This window comes from Streptomyces noursei (assembly GCF_001646665.1).
Taxonomy (GTDB): Bacteria; Actinomycetota; Actinomycetes; order Streptomycetales; family Streptomycetaceae; genus Streptomyces; species Streptomyces lavendulocolor.
Window position 1 is genome coordinate 235,677 of sequence record NZ_LWBU01000091.1, and the last position, 23,990, is coordinate 259,666.

Sequence of the window (23,990 nt, forward strand, 5' to 3'; positions counted from 1 at the left end):
AGCCACTGTCATGACGTACGACTCCCTGGTCAACCGCGGCGACTACTTCTCGGCCCACTACCTCGCCGAGGTACTGCCCAAGGACCTCAAGACGGGCCTGCTCCAGACCTGGAAGGAGCGGGAGGAGGCTGCGAAGCCCCCGGCCGGTACGGGAGAGGCGGCGCCCTCCGAGGGCCCCGACATGCTGCGCGAGGACACCAAGCAGGCCCTGCCCGTCACTCCGCGGGCCGGTCTCCGGGCACTGCGCCGCAACTACTTCCGTGCCCGCTCCTTCTTCGCCCTCCCTGAGGACGCCGAGGGCACCGCCTCCGTGCCCGACGCGGGAGACGACGCGCTGACGTACGGCGCCCCCGCCTGGCGGGAGCGGGTACACGCGCTGAACGCCGAGGTCCTGCGCGCACTGGGCTACGACGCGAAGCCCGGCAACCTCACCGTCTGGCGGGCGGGCCAGAGCCACGAGATCACCGTCGCGCACGTCGAGAAGGGCCTCGTCGCCGTCGACTGCGGCTGGGCCGCCGAGGCGGACGCCGCCCTGGACCCCGACGGCCCGGGCCGTCTGCTCGACCCCGTCGTCCTCGACGGCTCGAACAGCCTGACCACCGGCTCCAAGCTGGCCTCGTTCCTGTTCGCCTGCGACGAGGCCCCGCGCTACGTGCTGCTGCTCGTCGGCGGCGTCGTCGTCCTCGCCGACCGGATGGTGTGGGGCGAGGGCCGCTACCTCGCCGTCTCCCTCGACATCGCACTCCAGCGCAACGACACTCGTCCGGGCGGCGAACTCGACACCGTCGCGGCGCTGTTCGGCGCCGACTCGCTCCGCACCCCCGAGGAGGGCGGCGAGAACCCGCTCGCCGAACTCGTCGGCAAGTCCACCAAGCACGCGGTGGGGGTCTCCAGCGACCTGCGCGACGGCCTGCGCCTGAGCGTCGAGCTGATCGCCAACGAGGTTCTGGAACGCCTCCGCGAGCAGGGCGTGCAGCCGCAGGACATCGGCGAACTCCCCGAGCTCGGCCGCCAGCTGACCCGCGAGTCGCTGCGCTACCTGTACCGCATCCTGTTCCTGCTGTACGCCGAGGCCCGCCCCGAGCTCGGCATCCTGCCGTCCGACTATCCCGAGTACCAGCTCGGCTACGGCCTCGGCCGGCTCGGCGAACTCGTCGCGGAGCGCGACCTCGTCGACGAGAAGTCCCGCCGCGGCTTCTACCTGTACGAATCGCTCGACCTGCTGTTCCGCAAGGTCCAGGACGGCTACCGGCCGCGCCGCACCCACGGCGAGACGGCGGAGGCGGCGGAGAGCGCCGAGGCCGTCGGCTCGGTCGGCGCGAAGACCAGCGAGGACCTGGGCCTGCGCTTCGAGCCCCTGCACTCCACGCTCTTCGAGCGGGACTCGATCAAGCTGATCGGCGCGGACGCCGTCGTCGACCCCCGTCACGACGCCGACGAGGCCCTCGCCCGCGGCGAACGCGTCCGCTACCTCGACACCCGGCTCCGCAACGCCACCCTGTACGAGGTCCTGCACAAGCTCATGCTCACCAAGGGCAAGAAGGGCGAGCGCGGCGGCTTCATCTCGTACGCCCAGCTGGGCATCAACCAGCTCGGCGCCGTGTACGAGGGCCTGATGTCGTACTCCGGCTTCATCGCGGGCGAGGAGCTGTACGAGGTCGCCAAGGGCGGCGACCCTAAGGACGGCTCCTGGCTGGTGCCCAAGTCGAAGGCCGACGAGTACCCGGACACGGTCTTCGTCCGGCGGCCGGACCGCGACACGGGCGAGGAGCTGCGCGTCCGGTACGCCCCCGGCTCGTTCGTCTACCGGCTCTCCGGCCGCGACCGCCAGACCTCGGCCTCCTACTACACCCCGGAGTCCCTCACCAAGGTCACGGTGGAGCTGGCCCTCCAGCACCGCCTGGACCAAGACGGCACGGAGACCAAGGCGCGCGAGCTGCTCGACTGGAAGATCTGCGAACCGGCCCTCGGCTCGGGCGCGTTCCTCAACGAGGCGATCAACCAGGTAGCCGCCGAGTACCTGCGGCGCCGGCAGAAGGAACTCGGCCGCTCCATCGACACCGAGCAGTACGCCGTCGAGCTCCAGAAGGCCAAGGCGTACATCGCCCTCCACAACTCGTACGGCGTCGACCTCAACGAGACGGCGGTCGAGCTGGCCGAGGTGTCGTTGTGGCTCAACACCATGCACCCCGGCATGGAGGCCCCCTGGTTCGGCCTCCACCTGCGGCGCGGCAACTCCCTCATCGGCGGCCGACGCGAGGTGTACAGCCCCGAGCGCCTGAAGAAGGGCGGCTGGCTGGGCACGACGCCGGAACGCTACCCGCTGGCGGACGCGCAGGCGGGCGTCCCGCTGCCGGAGGGCGCGGTGCACCACTTCCTCCTCCCGGCGAAGGAGTGGGGCGCTGTCGCCGCCGAGAAGGAGGCGAAGGCGCTGGCGCCGGAGGCCGCGAAGGCGCTCGGCGCGTGGCGCAAGGCGGTCACGAAGTCCCCGACGGCCAAGCAGACGGCCCGCCTCCAGGGCCTGGCTCGGCGGGCCGAGTACCTGTGGGACCTGGTCGTGCAGCGGCTGACGATCTCCGAGCGGGAGATCTCGCGGCGTGTGGACGTGTGGGAGGCGGAGCCGGGTTGGCTGCGCCGGCCTAAGGAGGCCGTGCCCCGGGAGAAGGTGCTGGCCGACCTCACGGCGGTGGACACCCCGTACTGGCGGCTGAAGAAGCTCATGGACACGTGGTGCGCGCTGTGGTTCTGGCCGGTGCAGGAGGCTGGGCTGCTGGACGGGACCGACGCGCGGTACCAGCGGGCGGAGGTCCCGCCCGCACGGCAGGGCGGGGCCGTTGCGGAGTCCGGGGCGTCGGACGTGATCCGTACGTACGAGGAGGTCGACCTTCTCGGGAACGTCACCGTGAAGGAGGTCAAGCGCGGCGACATCGACAAGCGGCGGAAGGGTACGCGGAAGGGCGAGCAGTCCTTCGGGGGCCAGCGCCGCGAGGTCATCCCGCTGGCGAACCTGGACGACTGGCTGGACTTCGCGGAGGCGCTGCTGGGGACGCACGACGTGCCGACGGAGTCGCTGGTTCCCACCTTCGACTCGCTCGACGTACTGGAGCGGTACGAGGACGAGCTGCCCGGCTGGATGGGCATGGACTGGTCGTATTGGCTGGAGGGGCGGTTCCCGTGGGTGGGGGTTGCGGGGGATGTGGCCAAGCGGCAGGGCTTCTTCCATTGGGAGTTGGAGTTTGCCCAGGTGTTTGGGGGGCGGGGCGGGTTTGACTTGCAGGTCGGGAATCCACCGTGGGTTCGACCACAGTGGCAGGAAGATTTGACTCTGGCAGAGCTGGAGCCTTGGTTCATGCTGACGCAGAACTCGGGAGCAGCCGAGTGGCGTCTGCGTAAGGACGACGTTCTACGCGCCGCAGCAGAGAACCAGGCGTACATTTTGGGTGAGTTGGCAGCTCACGCTGGGACCGTCGCCACGCTGGGCAGTCCAGCTACATATCCGCTGCTGGTGGGAACCCAGGGTGACCTGTATCGCGCGTTCATGGCGCGGGTGTGGCAACACCTCGCCCACATCGGCAGCGCGGGGATGATCCACCCAGACACCCACTTCGGAGGGGTGCGCGAAGGAGCTATCCGGGCGGCGGCTTACCGGCATCTGCGCGTGCACGCTCATTTCGTTAATTCCGCAAACTGGGCGTTCGATGACCTCACCCGGTCTCAGGAATTCGCGATGCATGTGTACGGCCCTTCCCGTGAGCCCGACTTCCTCCATCTGAGTGAACTGCGCGATGCCGACATCCTTCCCGATTCACTGTCACATGACGGAAGCGGCGAGGCGCCAGGAATCAAGCACAAGGGCTCATGGGACATCCGTCCGCATCGAGAGCGTGTGGTTCATGTCGACACGGAGCTGCTTGCCACTTGGAGGTCTCTTTCCGACTCGGCGGGACAAGCTGCAGAAACTCCGCTGCTGTACCCCGTGTTGCGTAGTGAACAAGGGGCCATCGAGGCCTTGGCTGGCTATAGCAACAGCCTCGGCGACCACCAGCCTCTGATCACGAGTGGATATCACGAGTCTGGAGCGAAGAAGGATGGTCTGATTCGCTGGGAGAATCGAACCGTGCCATCCATCTCGGACGTCATCCTCCAAGGACCGCACTTCGCCGCCGCGCTACCGTTCTACAAACAGCCGCGAATCCCATGCCGAAGCAACAGGGACTGGGATCTGGTTGTGCCAACGGAGACGCCCGAAGACTACATCCCGGTAACCAACTTCGTCCGGAATGTGAGCGAGGAAGCTTACCTCAACGCCCAGGACTCCTGGGGAGGTAGACCTTCCACGTCGTACTACCGATTGGCTTGGCGTCGCATGATCCCGTTCAATACAAGCCGCAGCTTGCAGGCGGCCATTCTGCCGCCCGGCCCTGCCCACATTGACGCAGTCAACTCAACTACTTTGGGCAGCAATCTTCTAACCACCCTCAATGCGGGTTTCTGGGCCGCACTGCCTCTTGACTACGTGCTGCGTATCACAAGTCGCTCGAACCTGCACAGCGGCGAGGCTCGAAAGATGCCCGCGCCCACCATTCACCATCCGCTGGCCTCCGCCCTACTCCTCCGTACGCTCCGACTCAACGTCATCACCGCCCACTACGCTCCTCTCTGGGAGGAACTCTTCGATCCTCGGTGGGCAGGCTACGAGGATTGGGCCAACCCCGCGTGGTCGGGCCTTAAGCCCCTTTCCGCAGGTCTTGGGCCGACCTGGGAGTACACCACTCCACTTCGCACGGAGCACGAACGCCGTGCCGCGCTCGTTGAACTGGACGCGCTAGTGGCCGTCTGGCTTGGGATCAACGCCGACCAGCTCGTTGCGATCTTCAAATCCCGTTACCCTCAGCTTTACGACTTCGAGTCGGCCACCTTCTTTGACGCTCTCGGCCGCAAGATCGCCGAAAACCACAACACCTACGGCCACGGTCAAACCAAGCAGGACTGGCTCGACTTCGAAGCCCACCTCGCCGACCCCACTAACACCCCGCCCCCCGCCGGCTACGTCGGGCCCTTCTGCAAGGCCGATCGTGAAGCCGAGATGCGGGCCGCCCACGCGCACTTCCAGGCGCGGCTGGACAAGGAGATCAAGCTCGGGCGTTGGACGCCTCCGGCGCGCAAGGCGGCCGTGGAGAGCGCAGCATGACATGCGGCTGCCCCGGACCCTTCGAGGTCCGGGGCAGCCACGTTGTCGTCCTACCGGCGTGCGAAGCCGACGAACGCCGTCCAGGCGGACGTTCCGACCACGAGCCCAGGGCGGCCCGTGTCCTTCGAGTCGCGGACGTGGACACAGCTCCGGCACCCGGCCACCTCGACGCACTGGCCACCGTCACCGGCGCTGTAGCTGCTCTTGAACCAGGCAAGCGTGTCGTTCTCATGCCCGGGCTTATTCGCGTTCATTGGTCTCCCAGCAACTTCTCGATCAGGGCCTGCGAATCCCACGGTGTGAGGGCCTGAGCACGCAGGCTGCCATACGTAGCCTCCAGCTCACGGACCTTGCCCCGCTCGGTGTGCAGACGGCTGTCGCTCTGCACTTCTGCGTAGGCAATCCTGCGTCCGTCCTTCATCTCCATCAAGGTGAAAGGCCCTGCGAGGCCCGCATGTTCCTCGCGATCGAGCGGCATCACTTGGACCTCGATGTTGCGCGACTGGCTGACCAGCAGGATGTGCTCCAGCTGACCTCGCCAAACGTCCCGTCCGCCGAGCCGCTTGCGAAGCACAGCCTCCTCGATCACGAAGCTCACATGTGGGTGTGGGCGCCTGGAGAAGATCTGCTGCCTGGCCAATCGGGCTGCGATCCGCTCCGTGATGACCGACTCGTCGAGGAGCGGCCGCCACATGCCGAACACCGCCCTGGCGCACTCCTCGGTCTGCAAGAGGCCGTTGACTACATGCGTGTCGTACACATGAAGCTCAACCGCCTCCGCCTCCAACTTCGCCGCGTCCCGGAAGAACGCCGGGTACTGCGCCCGCGCGACCTCCTCCTTCATCTCCTTGAGGACCTCGCCCGCGTCGAGCAACTCGTCCGCCTGGTCGATGAAGCGCGGCGGCGGGACCCTCCGCCCCTGTTCGTACGCCGCGATCGTCGACGCCGAGTACCCCAGCCGCGCCCCGAACTCGGACCGCTCCACCCCGGCCCGTACCCGGAACCGTTTCAACTGGCGGCCGAAGACGCGCAGGATGCCCGAGCCCGGGTCCGGTGCGGCGGCGTCGCCGACCGGGTCCTCGTCCTCTGCCGGCCGGGTGGATTCGTTCATTGCCCGCCATCACCTCCACCGGCCAACGCCGCTCCGCGTCGGCCGTCACGCTCCGCGCCGCCTACAGGCACCGACACCGCGCCTACCGCTGCCCCCTGTACGCACGCCGGGCCTTACTCAGCGTAAGCGACAGACGTCAGCCTGTGTCCCATGAACAGCGAAACTTCGCCCGCATCCACCGCCCTTGAGTTCGCGATGCGCTTCACGTCCTCACCTCGCGGTGCCCGCCTCGCCCGGCGGTTCGTCTCCCACCGTCTGGACTGCTGGGGGCACCCGTACACCTCGACCGCCAACGAGACGATGACGCTGATCGCCGCCGAGCTGACCGGCAACGCCGTACGTCACGGGCACGTGCCCGGGCGGGACTTCCATCTCCGGCTCACCGACTCGGCGGCCACCCTGCGTATCGAGGTCACCGACACCCGTACCGAGCGCGTACCGCTGCTGTCCTCCCACGAGCCGCCCGGGGACGCCGAGTCGGGGCGCGGGCTGCTCGTGGTGGCGCGGCTGGCGAGTCGGTGGGCGGTGGCGCCGCGCGTGGGCGCTCCGGGGAAGACCGTGTGGGCCGAACTGCACCTTTCACGCCAATGACCAGCGGGTTTTCGGAAATTGGCCGACGGTCTGTCCGTGCATGTCGCTAGGGTCGTGCGTCCGTGTGTGCACTGCACGGGGGAGCCCAAGGGGGAACAGCGCACGTGAGCAGCACCCATCACACCGACCCGGCCGCCGGTTACCGCATCTCCATCGTCGACGAAGATCCGCTGCGCGCGCGGCGCGAGGCCCGCGAGTTGCTCGCCGCCCTCGCCGAGGCGGACCCGCAGGCCGCGCTCGACGTTCCGGCCGGACCCGCGGCCACCGGCACCACCACCGACAAGGGCGGACCGGTCGCGGAGCTCCTCGGTCTGGTGTTCGGCGGCGGCTCCCTGGTCGCCGCCGCCCTTCAGCTGTGGCTGGCGCGCGTGCCGCAGCGGACGATCGTCGTGACGCGGCCCGACGGGGCGACGCTGACGATCTCCGGGAAGCAGGCCCGCGCGGACGACGCGCAGATCGAGCGGTTCCTCAACGGAGACTCCGGCCCCACGGAGGGCGACGGCGCGCAGGGCGGGCCGGGCGCGGCGTGAGTGACAACGACCGGTACGCCATGCTCATCGGCGTATCCACGTACGACAGCGCCCGGTACCACGACCTGCCCGCGGTGCGGGCGGACCTGCACTACATGCAGGCGGTGCTGGAGAGCACCGAGATCGGCATGTACAACGACTGCGCGATGGTCGCGGAGCCGACGCGCGCCGAGATGCTGCACGCCGTCGAGACGTTCCTGGAGGAACGGCAGGCCAGCGAGACGGCGCTGCTCTACTTCAGCGGGCACGGGGAGTTCTGCGAGGCGGACGGACAGCTGTACTTCCTGACCCGGGACGCCGATCCGGACGACCTGCCGGGTACGGCCGTGCCGGCCGAGTTCCTGGAGCGGATGCTCACGTCGTGCCGGGCCTCCTCGAAGGTCGTGCTGCTCGACTGCTGCTCCAGCGGTTCCGTCGTCCAGGGGTGGACGGCCAAGGGAGCGGCGGACGGCGGCGAACGGCCCGCGCCCAGCACGCTGCTGCGGCCGACCGGTGTGTACTTCATCACCGCCTCGGACGCCCTCCAGGCCGCCTCGGCACTGGCTCCGGCCGGTTCCTCGCTCGGCACGTCGCGGTTCACCGGGGAGATCGTCGAGGGGCTGCGCAGCGGACGGATCAAGGACAGCGGCTGGATCACGCCGGACGACCTGTTCGAGTACCTGACCGCGCAGATGGTCCGCATCGGCGTGCCCGAGGAGCAGCGGCCCACGAAGTCCACCATCCGTGCGACGCATTCCCTGCCGCTGGCCCGTTCGGTGGCGCGGTCCGTCCGGCTCCCCGAGCCGGCGCCGGAAGGCGGTGGCGGTCTGCCGGTCTCCTCGGCGCTGTCGAAGGCCCGGGGCCTTGTCGCGCAGGACGCGCGGGACGGCGTCGACCGGGAGCGTCTGCTGCGCTACTACGCGCACTGCCTGCGGGCGCAGGCCGAGTCGAAGATGCTGCCCGACCGGGACAGTGGCCGGGGCTCCGACTACTTCCTGCTGGGGCAGGGGGCGGAGACGATCCAGTCGGGACTGGGGTCCGGTCTTCCCGCGCCCGGTGGGCTGCCCAGGGCGAAGAGCACCGGGGCGAAGGTCGACGAGGCCGGGCTGCAGGAGTACTGGTACGGGTACCCGGCCGTGACCCTGACTGAGCGCGGCGGTAACGGCGGCCGGCGGGCCGCCGTGCGCATCGCGCCGCTGCTGGTCCAGCCGATGGAGCTGACACCTGACGAGAACGGGCGGGACCGGCTGCGGCCGAGCGGGGTGCCGACGCTGCACAGCGGTGTGCTGACGGAGCTGCTGGAGGACGAGGAGGCGGCCGAGTTGCTCGGCCGCTGGCAGCCGGCCTGGCAGGAGGGCAACGCCGCCCAGATGGTGAAGGCGGTGCGTGAGCTCCTCACGCGACTCGAACTCCCGGAGCTGGAACCGCTCGACCTGTCCGCGCTCAGCGAGCGGTCCGTCATGGACTCGCTGCGATCCGGCGCCCACAACGCCGCCGTCCTCCTCACGCCCTCGGGTCTGGAGCGGGCCGCGTCCGAAGGGCTCGTGGAGAACCTGCTCCAGATGTCCACGCGCGCCGACCGGATCCCCGGCACCGCCCTGGACGCGCTCCTCACCGGGGGTGGCGACGGCGGGCCGGGCGGGAGCGACGCGCCGCCCGTCCTGGTCTCCCCCGGACCGTGCAACGAGAGCCAGGCTCTGGTGATCACGTCGGCGATGACCCGGCCGCTCACCGTCTCCACCGGGCCGCCCGGCACCGGGAAGAGCGAGGTGGTGGCGGCGGTGGTCGCCACCGCGGTGGCCGCCGGGCAGTCCGTCCTCGTCGCTTCCACGAATAACGAGGCCGTGAACGTGGTGGCCGAGCGCTGCGACGCCATCTCCCCCGGGCTGCTCATGCGGACGGGGAACTCCGAGGCTCTGGAGGCCGAGGCCGCGAAGCTGGAGCGGCTGCTCGCCGAGCCGGTCGAGGCCCCGGCACGGGGTGCGGCGACCGTGGCGGGTGACCTCAGGAACCGGCACGCTCGGGCCGCCGTGCACGAGGCCGAGGCGGCGCGGCTGGTCGGCGAGGAGGCGCGGCTGCTGGAACTGCTGCGGGAGCGTGAGCGCCGTGCGGACGAGCTCGGGCTGCCGGTGGAGCTGCTGGAGCGGGCGTGGTCCGAGGGCGGGAGCGCGGCGCTCGCCGCCTGGGAGGACCGGGCGCGGAGGGCCGTCGTCGCCCGCTGGTACTCCTTCGGCCGGTGGCGCAGGGGGCGGGCGCTGTCCGCGTTCGTCGCCTCCGCCGGGGAGGGCGGTACGGGCGCGTGGCCGGACTGGGCCGCGGAACGGCCCGTACCGCCCGAGCTGCTGCTCGCCCTCGCCGAGGCCGCCGGAGTGGAAAGCGCGCTCAGGAGCCTCGTACCGGGGCATCTCGCCCTTGACGAGGAGGCGCTGAAGCAGGCGCGGCTGGAGAGCCGGGCGGGTCTGTCGGAGGTCTCGGGCGAGCTGGCCCGGGCCGTGTCCGCCGAGGCGATGGCCCGGGGGCGGTCGCTGATGGCTCAGCGGCTCCAGGCCCTGCGCCGGCGCTCCGGCTTCTGGAAGAGCCAGCGCAATCTGATGGCGCACCTGAAGGGCTGGGCCATCAGCACGCACTCGGTGCGCCAGCTCGAACTGGTCCCGGAGCTCTTCGACCTCGTCGTGATCGACGAGGCCAGCCAGTGCTCGATCCCGGCGGTGTTGCCGCTGCTGTTCCGGGCCAAGCGGGCGCTGGTCATCGGCGACCCGATGCAGCTCGGGCACATTCCCGGGATCACGGCGCAGCAGGAGCGGCAGGCCCGCGTGCGGGCCGGGCTGAGCGCGGCGCAGCTGGAGGATCACCGGCTCGCTTACCACGTGTACTCCGCTTACCACGCCGCGGCGCAGCACGGCGAGGAGACGCTGCTGCTCGACGAGCACTACCGGTGCCATCCGGCGATCGCCGATGTCGTCAACGGTCATTGCTACGCGGGGCAGTTGCAGGTCCTCACCGACGTCAGGAGGCAGGTTCCGGCGCTCGATCCGGTCGGGTCAGGCGGTCCTGCTCCTGCCCTCGGCTGGGTCGACGTGCCGGACGGCGCGTCCGCGCTGGGCGCGGGCGGCCGGTCCTCGCGGAACGCGGCGGAGGCCGCCCGGGTGCGGGAGACGGTGGACGAGCTGCTCGCACGGCTTCCCGAGGACGCGACGGTGGGCGTGGTGACGCCGTTCCGCGCGCAGAAGGACGCCCTGGCGCGGGTGTGGGCGGAGGACGACCGCGTGCGGGTCGGCACGGTGCACGCCTTCCAGGGTGGGCAGCGGGACGTCATGGTCCTCAGCCCGGTGGCCACCGGCAACACCCCGCCCCGTACGACGCACTGGGTGTCGAGCCAGGTCAACCTGTGGAACGTGGCCGTCACCCGCGCGAAGTCGCAGCTGATCACGGTGGGCAGCCATGCCTTCTGGCAGGGGCAGTCGGGGCTTCCGGCGCTCCTTGCGGGGCGGTCGGAGGTGCTGGGGACGGGAGCGTCGGCGGACGGGCCCGGCGCGGGCTTCGGCGCGAGGCCCCGGAGCGCCGTCCGTGAGGAGCTCACGGACCGGCTCCAGGACTTCCTCGGGCGCTGTGGTGTGACCGATCTGGAGCGCGAGGCGGTGGTCGGCGGGCACGTCGTCGACCTGCTGTTCACGGTGGACGGCGCCAACACCGCCGTCCTCGTCGACACCGGGCCCGAGCGCGGGCAGGACCCGGCCCGCCATCTGCGTCTGACGCACGCGCGCGGCGACCTGCTGCCCGGGCTGCCGTCCGGCGGTTCCGGCGCGAAGCCCGGACCGGTGGCGCGGACGGTCCGGGTGCCGGCGTGGCGGATCCTGGCCGGTGACGTGACGCTGGAGCCGCTCTTCGCCTGAGCGCGCACCCCGGCGGGGTCAGGGCCGCAGGCTCCGGACGACGTGCGTCATGTGCTGGATGTTGCCGACGCGCAGCCAGACTCCGGCGTTTCCGGTGCCCTGGGGGCCGTGCCCGTGTGCGCAGTCGCGCAGCCAGGTCTCGCCCGCGCTCGCCGCCGGACCGCGGAAGTCCGCCAGGGCAAGAATGTCCCGCGCGGCAGCCCGGACGGAGGCGGCCCGGTCGGGGCCTCGCGTCGGCACCTTCACAAGGACGTACGACTCGTCGGTGGTGTACCGCAGCACGCCCCAGGGCGGACCTCCCTTGCCGGTGGAGGGCGGGCGGGCGATGCCCCGCGTGGAGTCGGCGCCGTAGTCGCCGTACGCGAGGATGGAGTCGAACTCCCGTCTGCTGCTTCGCACTTCCGTCCACACGCGCCAGTCCAAGCGTGGTACGACCGCGCTGCCGGGCTCCAGGAGCCGGGCGGTGACGTCGGGGAAGGCACCGCCCAGGACGGCCGCCGTGCGCCAGGGGAACAGCGGCAGCAGGGCGTCGAGCGCGCGCCGTGTCTCCTTCGCGGCGTCGGTGCGGTCGGCGGGGACGGCGCCCAGGTCGAGCAGGAGGTCCGCCTCTACGGCGGGGTCGACACGGGCGATGAGGTCGCGGACGGCAGGAAGGGGCACGTCGTCCCAGTGGCCGGGCATCATGAGGCGGATGCCCAGTCCGCTCCCCGTGGACCGGGCGTGCTCCAGCATCGCGGCATGATGAGTCTCAGAGCGGTCGGGGCCCGTCACCGGGCGCAGCGGACTCACGTCGGCGTCCGCGGACAGCGCCCCGGCCAGCGCCGACTGTTGCGCCTCGTCGGCGAACGGGCAGTCGACCCAGGCCGGATGATGGCGATGGGCCTTCCGCACGCGCCACAGGTCGTCCCGTACGCCCACGGCGAGTGCGTCGGGATGTGTGCCCGCGCGGGGCGGAAGGTTCCACAGCGGCACGACGGCCGCGTGCACCGCCGGGATCAGTTGCCGGTACGCCTGGCAGGCGTGCTGCTTGGCCGGCAGGACGGGAACGTACAGCAGTCCGGACATGGCGGCTCCTTCCGGCTCTGCCCGTGTCCTCTTCCTCTCGCGCCTTTCTTCGTTGTTCCGGCTCGTGCTTCAGGATCCGCCGCATCGCTGCCGCACGTAATGACGCCTTTTCAGCCTTCCTGGCTGGAACGCTCAAGTACCTGGTAGCGCTGTGACCAGGGAGGTACTGTTCGTGAAGCTCGGCAGCCGAACCCCATCGCGTCTGCACGTTCATGACCGTGCGTCTGCCGTAGCACCGCTTGTCGACCTCGGCCGTGCTGCGCCCGGCTGCACCACGATTGGGCCCGCGTTGTGAACCATCGGATTCTCGGACTGACGGTCCGAAACTTCCGCACCCTGACGGACGTGAAGCTTCCGCTGGGCCCCTTGACCGTCATGGTCGGCCCCAATGCTGCGGGAAAGTCGAACGTCCTGCACGCATTGAATTTCCTCAGTGACGTGTCCCGTGAGGGGATCGAAGCAGCGCTGAATGCCCAGGGCGGGTTCGATGTGCTGGCATTTCGTGGTGGACCTAAGCCGGTGTCCCGGATATCGGTCGCCATCGAGGGTGTCTGGTCGGACTTCGCCTCGGAAGACGAGCCGGACCGGTACGAGCTGAGGATCGACCGGCCCCGGCTCCCGGAAAGGTCCCGTCAGAGCCATACCATGTACCGGCGCGAGCGGTTCACCCAGCACCCCGAGGCCGGAGCACCCACCTCGATTGAGTACGCGGGCGACCGCGTGACCCTCACAAACCCGTCGGGGCCCGAGAACTCGCCCCTGTCGCTGGGTGTCGGACGCATGGCATCCGGCTTGCACCAGCCTCGCGAAGTTTCTGGCTTCCTCTCCTCCGCAGCAGCTGCCGGCGCTCTGACTCGTCACATCCGGCAGATCCGCGTCTTCGATCCCGACGTCCGTGCCGCTCGCAAACCTTGGGGGATCACCGAATCCGGCCGCCGCCTGGAAAACGACGCCTCCAACCTCGCCGACTTCCTTAAGACGCTCAAGGATCACGGGGAAGCCTGGGACATGCTCCTGGAGGATGTCCGCACGGTGGTACCGCAGATCAGCGACATCCACCTCGTGGACGTGCCGGGCGAAGCGGGCCGCATTGCGGTTGAGCTGGAAGAAGAAGGCCTCCGCGGACGCACACGCCTGGCCGAGGCGTCCTGGGGCACCGTCCGCATCCTGTGCCTGTTGGCGATCTTCCACGATCCGGAGCCGCCGCTGCTGACCTGTATCGAGGAAATCGACCACGGCATCCACCCGCACGCCCTGAGTCTTCTCGTCGGGCGGCTCCGCGAGGCGAGCACCCGCGGCCAGTTCCTGGTGACCACCCATTCGCTCGTCGTCCTCAACGACCTGGAGCCGGAGGAGCTCGTGGTCTGCGAGCGCCGCGACAGCGGCGCCTCGGTCATCCCCGCGCGCCGCCCCAAGGACATCCAGCGGATCATCGAGAAGGCCGAGTGGGAACCGATCGGTGAGCTCTGGTACTCCGGGGCCCTGGGAGGTGGCCTGTGAGCCGCGGCTCCAAGCCGTCCCGTCGACGCCGCTCGGTCATCGTGGTGGCCGGAGAAGGAGACTACGACCGCAAGGTACTCCAGCACCTGGTACCCGCCCTGCACCCGGGCGAGTGCCCCGAAGTGCGCATGCTGAAGAAGCCCATCCGCCTAGCTCGGGCCCATGCCACGCTCCACCCCCGACTCCAGGAGATCAAGAAGCACGCCGCGGGTATCGCCGACACGGCGGAACTCGCCGGCATCGTGATACATGCCGACCTCGACGGCGTCGCCGACGACACCTACGACACTCTGCGCCGTCGCCTCCGCGAGGAGATGGACGGCGTCTTCAAGGGCACTCCCTCGGCTCTGGCCCTGGCCGCCTACGAGATCGAGGCCTGGCTCATGCTGTTTCCCAAGGCCTTCACCGCACTCCATCCCGGCTGGAAGCTCCGGGAGGCGGACTGTCGCCGCGACCTCGCCAGACTGGAGAAGACCAAGGAACACCTCAAGAAGCAGCTCACGAAGCCCGGCTACCTGGAATCACACGCGCCCAAGATCATGGAGAAGGCCGTCGAGGGCGGCCACGTGTCTCAAACGCCCCCCGGCAACAACCGCTCCTTCCTGGACTTCGCGAAGGACATCGCGGCCTGGCGCAAGGCGGCATAGTCCCAGCTCACCGGGAACGCAGGAAGCTCTATACGGTGGTACGGATCACCGTGGCATCGGCAAGACAGAGGGGACCGTCGTGAAGCCCACCATGGCCGCCGCCCAGTTGCGCGGCAGTCTGACGCAGTACCTCACGACGACGTACGCCCTCGCCGACGAGGGCACCCGGCGTGCCCTGGAGCGTTTCCTCGGGCATCCCGAGACGGGGATCTTCCGGGGGCCCTACCTCCGGATCCGGACGCCGTTCCATGTGGCCGACGGCGGCTGGCAGCGGGAGCTGGAGTGGACGACCGGGTTCCCCGGCTTCGTCCCGTACCGGCACCAGGCCCGGGCGTGGGCGCGGCTGTCCACGCTGCATGGTCCGGCCCGGCCGACCCTGGTGACCACCGGGACGGGCTCCGGCAAGACGGAGTCGTTCCTGATCCCGGTGCTCGACCACTGCCGGCGCGAGCGGGCGCGCGGCAACCGGGGCGTCAAGGCCGTCCTGCTGTACCCGATGAACGCGCTCGCCACCGACCAGGCCGGCCGCATCGGCGACTACCTGGCGCGGCCCGAGCTGGCACAGGTGACGGCCGGTCTGTACATCGGCGACCGGCCCGACACGGACTTCCGCCGGGTGATGACCCGGCGTGAGGAGATGCGCGTGTCGCCGCCGGACGTGCTGATCACCAACTACAAGATGCTCGACCTGCTGCTCCAGCGCGGCGAGGACCGTTCCCTGTGGGAGGGCGCCGACCTGACGTACGTCGTGCTGGACGAGTTCCACACGTACGACGGGGCGCAGGGCACCGACGTGGCGATGCTGCTGCGGCGGCTGGCCGCGGCGACCGGTGCGGCACGGCCGGGCCGGCCGCTCGGGTCGATCTGCCCGGTCGCGACCTCGGCGACCCTGGGCGAGGGCCCGGCGGACACCGCGGGTAAGGAGGCGGGCGGCATCCTCGACGTGGCGTCGCGGGTGTTCGGGATGCCGTTCCCGGCGGACGCGGTGGTCGGCGAGGAGCGGATGACGGCCGAGGAGTTCACGGGTGCCGTGGACTACGAGCTGCCCGAGCCGCCGACACCGCAGGAGGTCATCGCCTGTTCGGGCGGTCCCGGTGTGGAGGCCCAGCCCGATCTGCTGGACCTGGACGGGCTGGCGCAGCGGCTGCTCGGCCGCGCCGGCCTCGACGCCTTCCGCACCGGGCGGCTGCTCAAGCGCCACGACTTCACCCACGGCGTGCTGTCGCTGCTCGGCGGGGAGCCGCTGGACGAGTGGGGACTGCGGGACCGGCTGGCCCGCTTCGGGTACGCGTGGGGGCGCACCGCGCGGGAGAACCCCCAGCTCGTGCTCCAGGCGCTGTCACGGTTCGTCGCCCTGCTGTCGGCAGCGCGCGACCCGGAGTCCGACGAACGCCGGCCCCGGCCGCTGCTGCACATCGAGGCCCACCTGTGGGTCCGGCCCGTCACCCGGGTACTGCGGGGCGTGGGGGCGGCCCCGGAGTTCCGCTGGTACGAGGACGACCGCACCGCGGCGCGCCGGGCCGCGCTGCACGCCGCTCCGGTCACCGACGAGGAGTCCGACGGCTCGTCCGCCGGCTGGCCGTCGCCCTCCGCGCGGCCGCAGCCGCTGCCCGGGGCCGACACCGCGGTCCGGCCCGCCGAGGTGCATCTGCCCGCGGTGTACTGCCGCAACTGCGGCCGTTCCGGCTGGGCCGCGCTGTCCCCCGAGGCGGACCCGCAGCGACTGGTCATGGCCCAGGACCGGATCTGGCGGGCATCCGTGGGCCGGGACAAGCGGCGCCTGCGCTACTTCATCGCCGCCACACAGGGCGAGCGGCAGCAGACGCTGGACGCGCTGACCGGTGCGCGGCCGTCGGACGGCGGCGGCGTCGACCCGCTGTCGGTGGTGGTCCTCGACGGCGGGCAGGGCACGTACCGGCTGCCGACGCCGTCGGACGCGGGCGACCTGATCGACGCCTGGTTCGCCCTTGCCGTGCTCGACAAGAAGTCGGCCGACCGGGCCGCCAAGGACGACCGTTGCCCGGCCTGCCACACCGACAACAGCATCCGCTTCCTCGGCACCGCGCAGGCGGCGCTCGCCTCGGCGACCGTCACCCAGCTGTTCACGGGCGGCGACATCGCGCTCGTACCGGAGGAGCGCAAGACGCTGCTCTTCAACGACTCCACGCAGGACGCCGCCCACCGGGCCGGATACGTCGCGAACGCCTCGTACAAGTTCTCGCTGCGCTCGCTGCTCGCCCACAACCTGGACGAGTCGGGTGCGCCGACCGCGCTCAACGACCTGATCGGGCACGTCCTGGAGTCGGTGGACGACCCCGAGGCGCTGGCCGCCGTCGTGCCGCCCGACCTGCACGACGAGCCCGGCGTCGACCGGCTCCTGTCGGGACGCGGCACCGGTGACGCGCGGACGTGGAAGCTGATCGGCGAGCGTCTCGCCTTCGCCACCGTCATGGAGTTCGGGCTGCGCAGCCGCATGGGCCGCACCCTGGAGCTCACGCGGACCGCCGCGGCCGAAGTGGTCATCGCGGAGCCCGAGCGCGTCACGGCGCTCGCCCGCGACATCCACCTGTCCCTCCCGGGCCAGCTCCTCGTCACCGGCGGACTGCCCACGCCCGACCGCTACCTCGCCTACGTCCGCGGCCTGCTGGAGCGCCTGCGGCTGCGGGGCGCGGTGCACCACCGGTGGCTCGACACCTGGATGAAGGAAGCCGGCACCAACCGGTACCTCATCTCCGGCCGCAGGCCTGAAGGCATGCCCGCGTTCCCCGAAGGCGTGGCGCCGCCCCGCTTCCTGCTGGACGGGCAGAAGGACAGGTCGGAGTTCGACGCGATCACCGGCCGGCTGGGCTGGTACCAGGACTGGACCCGCCGCTGTCTCGGCCTGGACGCCGCCGGTGCCACCGAGTACCTGCGGCGGTTGCTGCCCGCCCTCGCCGACGAACGGGTGGTCGCGGTGCGCACCGCCCGGGACCGGCAGACGCGGCTCTACGGACTGCAGCCGGGGCACATCGAGGCGCGACTGCTCGACGACGCCGTCGTCAACAAGGCGTTCGTCAGCTGCGAGGACTGCGGCTGGCAGCAGGTCGTGGCGCCGGAGCGCCGCACGCGCTGGTACGGGCACCCGTGCCCGCGCTACCGGTGCAAGGGACTGCTGACCCCGCCCCAGCCGGGCATGCCGCGCAGCGGGTCCAGCGCATCCGGGTTCGGCTCGGCGGTCCGCGAGCGGGACTACACCGGCGACTACTACCGCCGGCTCTACCTGACCGGCGGGACGTTCCGCGTGGTCACCGCGGAGCACACGGGCATGCTCACCAGGCCCGAGCGCGAGCGCGTCGAGCGCAGCTTCAAGGCGGGCACGCACTACACCGACCCGAACGTGCTGTCGTGCACGCCCACTCTGGAACTCGGCATCGACATCGGCGAGTTGTCCGCCGTGCTGCTCGGGTCCCTGCCCAAGGGTCCCGCCAACTACGTGCAGCGGGCCGGCCGTGCGGGACGCCGTACGGGCAACGCGCTGGTGGTCGCCTTCGGCGGGCGCCGCGCCCGTGACCTGTACTACCTGGACGAGCCGTCGGAGATGATCGCGGGGACAATCCTGCCTCCCGGCTGTTACCTGTCGGCCGTGGAGATCCTGCGCCGCCAGTACACGGCCCGGCTCCTCGATCTCGCGGCGAGCGGCGGGCTGCGGACCTCCGACGGCGAACTCCTGCCGCCCGTGCCCCGGTTGTCCTCCGCGTTGTTCGGCACCACGGGCTGGTGCCAGGATCTGGCGGACGCCGCGCAGACCCACGGCGCCACGCTGGTCGAGGAGTTCCTCGCCCTGTTCCCGGGTGGCGACGATGCCGACGGTGGTGTGTCGCCGTACGCGGCGGACGAGCTCAGGGCGTACGCCACCGGCGGCATCGTCCGGGCGCTGCAGGAGGCGGAGGAGGACTGGACCGGCCGGCGCGAGGAGCTCCGGCGCAGGATCGCCGCGATCGACGAGGCCGCCGAACACCTGGTCCGCACGGACGTCGTCCAGGACCGCGAACGCCGGGAACTGCTCGCCGAACGGCGCAGCGCCGGGGACCTGCTGCGGGAACTCAGCCAGTCGAGCGCGCACGGCACCCTGGTGGAGCTCGGACTGCTGCCGAACTACAGCCTCACCGACACCACCACGCAGCTGGAAGCGACGCTGTACTGGACGGAGACCCCGGACGACGAGGAGGACACCCGGTCGGAGAACCCCGTGGGGGACCCGGCCAAGCGGGTGTACCGCAGCGAGACGCGGGACTACGAACGCTCCCGTAAGCTCGCCCTGACCGAACTGGCCCCCGGGAACAGCTTCTACGTCAACGGCTACCGGCACGTGGTGCGCGCGCTCGACGTCGGCACCCCGGACCGCCGCGCCTGGGCCGAGTGGCGGCTCTGCCCGGCGTGCGGGTACGTCCGTACGCACGACGCCAGGAAGGACACCAGCCCGTGTCCCCGCTGCGGGGGGCGGGAGATCGCCGACGCGGGCTGCGTGCAGTACGTGCTCCAGCCGCGGCGCGTCGTCTCCCGTGACAAGCGGGACGACGCCCGGGTGCGGGACGACCGCGACGAGCGGGACCGCCGGCACTACGCGGTGCTGACGACGGTCGACGTCGACCCGGAGCGGATCACCCCCGGGTCGTGGCGGCACGAGACGGCCGTCTTCGGCGTGGACTTCACCCGGCACGCGAAGATCCGCACGCTCAACCTGGGGCTCGACCGGGAGGAGGGCAGCAGCACCGTGCCGCTCGCCGGCGCGGACGTGCGGCTCAACCCCTTCTACGTGTGCACCAGTTGCGGTGGTGCGACGGCCGAGGGCCGTCCGGTCGTGGACGTGCCCCAGCACGCGCTGACGGACTCCGGCGCGGCGAGCACCGCGACCGCCGCCCACCACCTGCTGTGGTGTCCGCGCCGCCGGACCAGGGAAACCCCGGCGGCCGGACCGGCCGAGCAGCAGGGCAAGGGTGAGGACGTGCCGCTGCTGCTCGCGCACGAGCTCACCACGGAGGCGGTGCGCATCCTGCTGCCCGCGTCCGTGGCCCGCGCCAAGGAGCGCCTCGCGTCGTTCACGGCGGCGCTGTTCGCGGGCATCGCGGCCCAGTACGGCGGCGATCCCGATCACATCGACATCGCCGAGGCGACGATGCCCGACCACCTGGGCGCCGACGGCTCCGACTGGCCGCGGCGCTTCCTCGTGGTCTACGACCGCCTCCCCGGAGGCACCGGCTATCTGCACCGGCTCGCGTCCGCCGACGGCTTCCGGGACGTGCTGCTCAAGGCGCGGGACGTCATCGAGGACTGCGGGTGCCGCGAGAAGGGTCTCGACGGCTGCCACCAGTGCCTGCTGCGGCGCGTGCCGGCGGCCGACTACGACAAGGTCAGCCGCAACGAGGTGCGGCAGATGCTGGAGGACCTCCTCGGCGAGGACGGTTCGCGCTGGCGGACCTCACCCGTCGCGACGACCCGGCACATCCCGCTGGAGCGGCAGGCCGAGAGCGATCTGGAGATCCTGTTCATCGAGACGCTCCAGGAGTGGGCGAGGCTCGCCGAGTCCGCCGCCACCGCCGACGCGTACACCACGTCGGCCGGCACGTACGCGCTCGACCTGCGGCTGACAGGTGACGACGGGGCGACCGTGAGCTGGCGGGTCTCGCAGCAGCGCGCGCTGGACGGCACCCGGCCCGACATACTCCTCGAACGCCTCGACGCGCCCGGCCCCCGCGTCGCCGTGTACCTCGACGGCTACGCCTACCACGCGACCCCCGAGCACAACCGGCTGGCCGACGACGCCACCAAGCGGACCGGTCTGCGCAGCGAGGGACTGCGGGTGTTCCAGCTGTCGTACGACGACGTCAAGGAATGGCGAGAGCGCGTACGGGACACCGGATACGCGGCGGCGGGCCCGGCCGACCCGGTCTGGCAGCCCTACCCGGCGGACGCGCAGAACCGGGCACGCGACTACTACAGCCGCATCGGCGGAGGACTGCCCGGCGAACTGTCCGACGCCGTCTGGGTCAACCCCGCCCGGTTCCTGCTCGCCTATCTGCGGACGCCCGACGCCGCACGTTGGCAGCGGCGGGCCGAAGCCGCCGCCGCGGGACTCGTCGGCGCGGCCGGCGTCCGCGCCGCCGCCCTCGGGACGGTCGGCCTCGGGCCGGCCCTGCTGTCGGCGCTGGGCGGCGGGACGGTCACGGGTCCGGCGGGACCGGTCCGGCTGGTGTACGGGACCGACGCCTCCGGCTGCCGCCTCGTCCTCGCCGCGGACGGCCGGCGCACCCCGCCCGTATGGACGGGCCTGACGGTGCTCGACGACAGTGCCGAAGCCATGGCCGACGCGCGGGCCCACCGGAGGCGCTGGCGGGCCTGGTTGTACTGGAGCAACGTGCTGCAGTTCCTGGACCACGCGGGCGGCGACAGCGCCCAGCTCACCACGAGCCTCGTCGACGGCTTCGCCACCGAAGCGCTGACCGTGACCGGCGGCGAGGGATGGCTGCAGTCCGCCCGGACCGAGATCCCCCGGGAGGAGTCGGCACCGGTCGCGGCCGAGGCGGCGGCGGTCGAGGTCGGCGCCGTCCGGGACGGCACACCGGCGGCCGCGGTCGCCGCAGACGGAGCCTCCGCCGGAGTGACAGCAGCGGCCGCCGAGCCGGTCGCGGCGACGGCGACCGGACGGGACCCGGGCTGGGACCCGGTGCTCGAATTTCTCGATCCCGACGAGGCGGGCCTGGCCGAGCTGGCCCTGGCCCTGGCGGAGGCCGGGGTGCCGGCGCCCGAGGACGGTTACGAGCTCGACGAGCGGGGCTGGCAGGCCGAACTTGCCTGGCCCGCAGCCCGCGTCGGCGTGGTCCTCGCCGCCCGCGACGACGGCCCGGAACCCGACCACGAGGCCGCTGACCGGGACAAGGCCTTCGCGGCGGCCGACTGGGACATCCGTACGGCGACGGCCTGGGACGCCGCCGAACTCGCCGCCCGGCTGCTCGGGCGGGGCCTGGACACGAACCACGACAGCACCAGTGACGGGGAGCACACACGATGACCGCCTCGGGCGTGACGCTGCGCCTGCTCGACAAGGCCGACAAGGAGATCCTCAAGCTCCCCCGTACGGTCAAGGGCGCCTTCTTCGACTTCCAGCACAAGTTCAAGACGAACCCGCACACCACCGGCCTCAAGCTCCAGCAGCTCAAGGGAGACAGCCGGCTGTGGTCGGCGCGCGTCAGCGACGACTACCGGGCGCTGCTGATCCGGCTCGCCGAGGACGACTGGCTGATCGTCTCCGTCAAGCACCGCAAGGACGTCCACGACCGGCTGTCGGCGCAGGTCAACCAGGTCACGGGTGGTATCGAGTACGTCGACCTGGAGGTCGTGGAGGAGAGCGTCCTCCGCCGGCTTCCCGCCCCGCCCGCCCCGGCGCCGGCCGTACCCGAAGCCACCGCGCCCGAGGCTCCCGCGCCCGAAGCGGCCCAGCCGCAGGAGCTCTTCGCGGCCTGGACCGACGCCCAGCTGTCGGAGCTCGGCGTCGCCGAGCCGCTGCTCCCGGTCATCCGGACGCTCACCACCGAGGACCAGCTCCTCGGCCTCGTCGAGTACGCGCCCCAGCTCACCGGCGAGGTCCTGCTCGCCCTCGTCGACGGCAAGTCGTACGACGAGGTCCTCGACCAGGTGACGACGCCCGTCGCCGTCGCCGCACCGGTCGACCCCGATGACTTCCAGGCCGCGGCGCAGCGCCCGGCCACGGTCGTCACCACCTCCGACGAGGCCCTCCGCGAGGCCCTGGAGGGCGGCGACTTCAGCCGCTGGAAGGTCTTCCTCCACCCCACCCAGGCCAAGCTCGTGGAACGGCGCTACTCGGGTCCGGCCCGGGTCGGCGGCGGTCCCGGCACGGGCAAGACCATCGTCGCCCTGCACCGGGTGCGTCATCTGGTGCGGCAGCTGCCGCCCGGACGCGACAAGCCGGTCCTCCTCACCACGTACAACAAGAACCTCGCCGCGGACCTGCGCTCGCGTCTGCTGGAACTGGGCGGCGAGGAACTGCTGGCCCGGGTCGAGGTCAGCCACGTCGACCAACTGGCGCTGCGCATCGTACGCGAGGCCGAACCGGGCAGCGGCAAGCAAGTGATGGACGACAGCCAGGCCGTACGGGAATGGCGGGCGCTGCTCGACGAGCTGGGCGAGGAAGGCTGGGACCCCGAGTTCCTGCACGATGAATGGACCCAGGTGATCCTGGGGCAGGCCGTCGCCACGCGCACCGACTACTTCCGCGCCCGGCGGGCCGGCCGCGGCCGGAACGTCACCCGGGGGGAGCGCGCCGAGATCTGGCAGCTCGCGGAACGCTTCACCCAGCGCCTGGACCGGCTCGGACGCCAGACCTGGGACCAGGTCGCCGAGCGCGCCGCCCGGCTGGAAATGGGCCGTGAACAGCGGATCCTCTCCCTCGCACGGCAGCGGGAAGAGGCCGGCGGCCTTGACAACATCCACGTCGCGGACGGCTCCGGCGGCTGGCTGCGCTACCGGTACCGGCACGTCGTGGTGGACGAGGCCCAGGACCTGCGCCCGGCGCACTGGAAGATGCTGCGCGCGATGACCCCCCGGGAGGCGGACGACCTGTTCCTGGTCGGTGACACCCATCAGCGCATCTACAAGAACCAGGTGACGCTGGGCAGCCTGGGTGTCAACATCCGGGGCCGGTCGTCGAAGCTGAGCCTGAGCTACCGCACGACGCGGCAGATCCTCCGCTCGGCGCTCGACGTGCTCGGTGAGACGGACTACGACGACCTCGACGGCGACAAGGAGACACTGGCGGGCTACCGGTCCGTGCTCAGCGGACGGCAGCCGTCCGGGCACTCCTACCCGGACTGGGCCGCCGAGCGGGAAGGCATCGCGGCCCTCATCGCGGACTGGGACGCCGACCCCGATCTGGCCATTCCGCACGAGCAGATCGCCATCTGCGTGCCGACGAACCAGATGGCCGCCGAGATCGGCTACACGCTCGGCACGCACGGCATCCGGCCGGTGGAGATCCGTGCCGACGGCCCGCAGGGCGACGGCGGCGTGCACGTCGGCACGATGTTCCGGTTCAAGGGGCTTGAATACCAGCGGATGATCATCGCGGGCGTATCGGACGGCCTGGTGCCGCGCGAGGCGGTGAGCCGGCTGCGGGCGAGCGATCCGGTGCGGTACCGCCACGAGATGCAGCGGGCCCGGTCGCTGCTGTTCGTGGCGGCCACCAGGGCTCGGGACAGCGTGGATGTCTTCTGGCATGGCAACCCCAGTCCGTTCCTGGGCCCCGGGCTGACGCAACGGAAGTAGAGCGGGGCTGAGCGAGAGCCCACGAACACGCCCGATGGAAGCCCTCTGGGACTTCTCTGGGACTTTCGGCCGCCTCAACGGGCACGACCGTGAAACAGCCGAAAGACGATCTGCCCAGGTCAGTCATTCAGGGAGATGGATCGTGGCAGGTCAAAGAACTGTCAA

Annotated in this window: 11 protein-coding genes; 8 read left to right on the forward strand and 3 right to left on the reverse strand. The window is 71.0% G+C overall.

Translation table 11 applies throughout. The annotated features are described in order from the left end of the window. Positions 1-10: 10 nt before the first annotated feature. Complete coding sequence (locus A4V12_RS09345) at positions 11-5,191, forward strand: hypothetical protein (RefSeq protein WP_064068780.1); 5,181 nt, start codon at positions 11-13, stop codon at positions 5,189-5,191. A gap of 50 nt (positions 5,192-5,241) precedes the next feature. Here the strand turns inward: A4V12_RS09345 and A4V12_RS09350 are convergent, their stop codons facing one another. After that, the gene (locus tag A4V12_RS09350) at positions 5,242-5,445 is read right to left on the reverse strand and encodes a DUF397 domain-containing protein (protein ID WP_064068781.1); all 204 of its coding nucleotides are present in this window, start codon (positions 5,443-5,445) and stop codon (positions 5,242-5,244) included. Beyond that, positions 5,442-6,302 carry a helix-turn-helix domain-containing protein gene (locus A4V12_RS09355; protein WP_064068782.1) on the reverse strand — a complete coding sequence of 287 codons (861 nt, stop codon included), beginning with the start codon at positions 6,300-6,302 and terminating at the stop codon, positions 5,442-5,444. Before A4V12_RS09355 ends, A4V12_RS09350 begins: the two co-directional genes overlap by 4 nt. A 150-nt stretch (positions 6,303-6,452) precedes the next feature. On the opposite strand from A4V12_RS09355, the gene A4V12_RS09360 reads away from it, so the two are divergent. The 3 genes from A4V12_RS09360 (at position 6,453) to A4V12_RS09370 (ending at position 11,295) form a co-directional block, all read left to right on the forward strand. Next, positions 6,453-6,893 carry an ATP-binding protein gene (locus tag A4V12_RS09360; RefSeq protein WP_064068783.1) on the forward strand — a complete coding sequence of 147 codons (441 nt, stop codon included), beginning with the start codon at positions 6,453-6,455 and terminating at the stop codon, positions 6,891-6,893. Positions 6,894-6,997: 104 nt separating this feature from the next. Continuing rightward, positions 6,998-7,423: an effector-associated constant component EACC1 gene (locus A4V12_RS09365; protein WP_064068784.1), complete on the forward strand. Its 426-nt coding sequence runs from the start codon at positions 6,998-7,000 to the stop codon at positions 7,421-7,423. Next, the gene (locus tag A4V12_RS09370) at positions 7,420-11,295 is read left to right on the forward strand and encodes a caspase, EACC1-associated type (RefSeq protein ID WP_064068785.1); all 3,876 of its coding nucleotides are present in this window, start codon (positions 7,420-7,422) and stop codon (positions 11,293-11,295) included. The genes A4V12_RS09365 and A4V12_RS09370 overlap by 4 nt, the downstream gene beginning before the upstream one ends. An 18-nt stretch (positions 11,296-11,313) precedes the next feature. On the opposite strand, the gene A4V12_RS09375 is transcribed toward A4V12_RS09370, so the two are convergent. Beyond that, positions 11,314-12,360, reverse strand: coding sequence for a beta family protein (locus tag A4V12_RS09375; RefSeq protein ID WP_064068786.1), 1,047 nt, complete (start codon positions 12,358-12,360; stop codon positions 11,314-11,316). Between the two features lie 291 nt (positions 12,361-12,651). Here A4V12_RS09375 and A4V12_RS09380 point away from each other — a divergent pair, with 291 nt between their 5' ends. From A4V12_RS09380 to A4V12_RS09395, 4 genes are all read left to right on the forward strand, one after another. Next, a complete protein-coding gene (locus A4V12_RS09380) occupies positions 12,652-13,860 on the forward strand; it encodes an AAA family ATPase (protein ID WP_064068787.1) in 1,209 nt (402 codons plus the stop codon). Beyond that, positions 13,857-14,507 (forward strand): hypothetical protein, encoded by a 651-nt coding sequence (locus tag A4V12_RS09385; RefSeq protein WP_234372118.1) that lies wholly within the window; start codon positions 13,857-13,859, stop codon positions 14,505-14,507. The genes A4V12_RS09380 and A4V12_RS09385 overlap by 4 nt, the downstream gene beginning before the upstream one ends. 79 nt (positions 14,508-14,586) lie before the next feature. Beyond that, the gene (locus tag A4V12_RS09390; protein ID WP_064068788.1) at positions 14,587-21,555 is read left to right on the forward strand and encodes a DEAD/DEAH box helicase; all 6,969 of its coding nucleotides are present in this window, start codon (positions 14,587-14,589) and stop codon (positions 21,553-21,555) included. Further along, positions 21,552-23,825, forward strand: coding sequence for a UvrD-helicase domain-containing protein (locus A4V12_RS09395; RefSeq protein WP_064068789.1), 2,274 nt, complete (start codon positions 21,552-21,554; stop codon positions 23,823-23,825). The genes A4V12_RS09390 and A4V12_RS09395 overlap by 4 nt, the downstream gene beginning before the upstream one ends. The last annotated feature ends 165 nt before the right edge of the window (positions 23,826-23,990 follow it).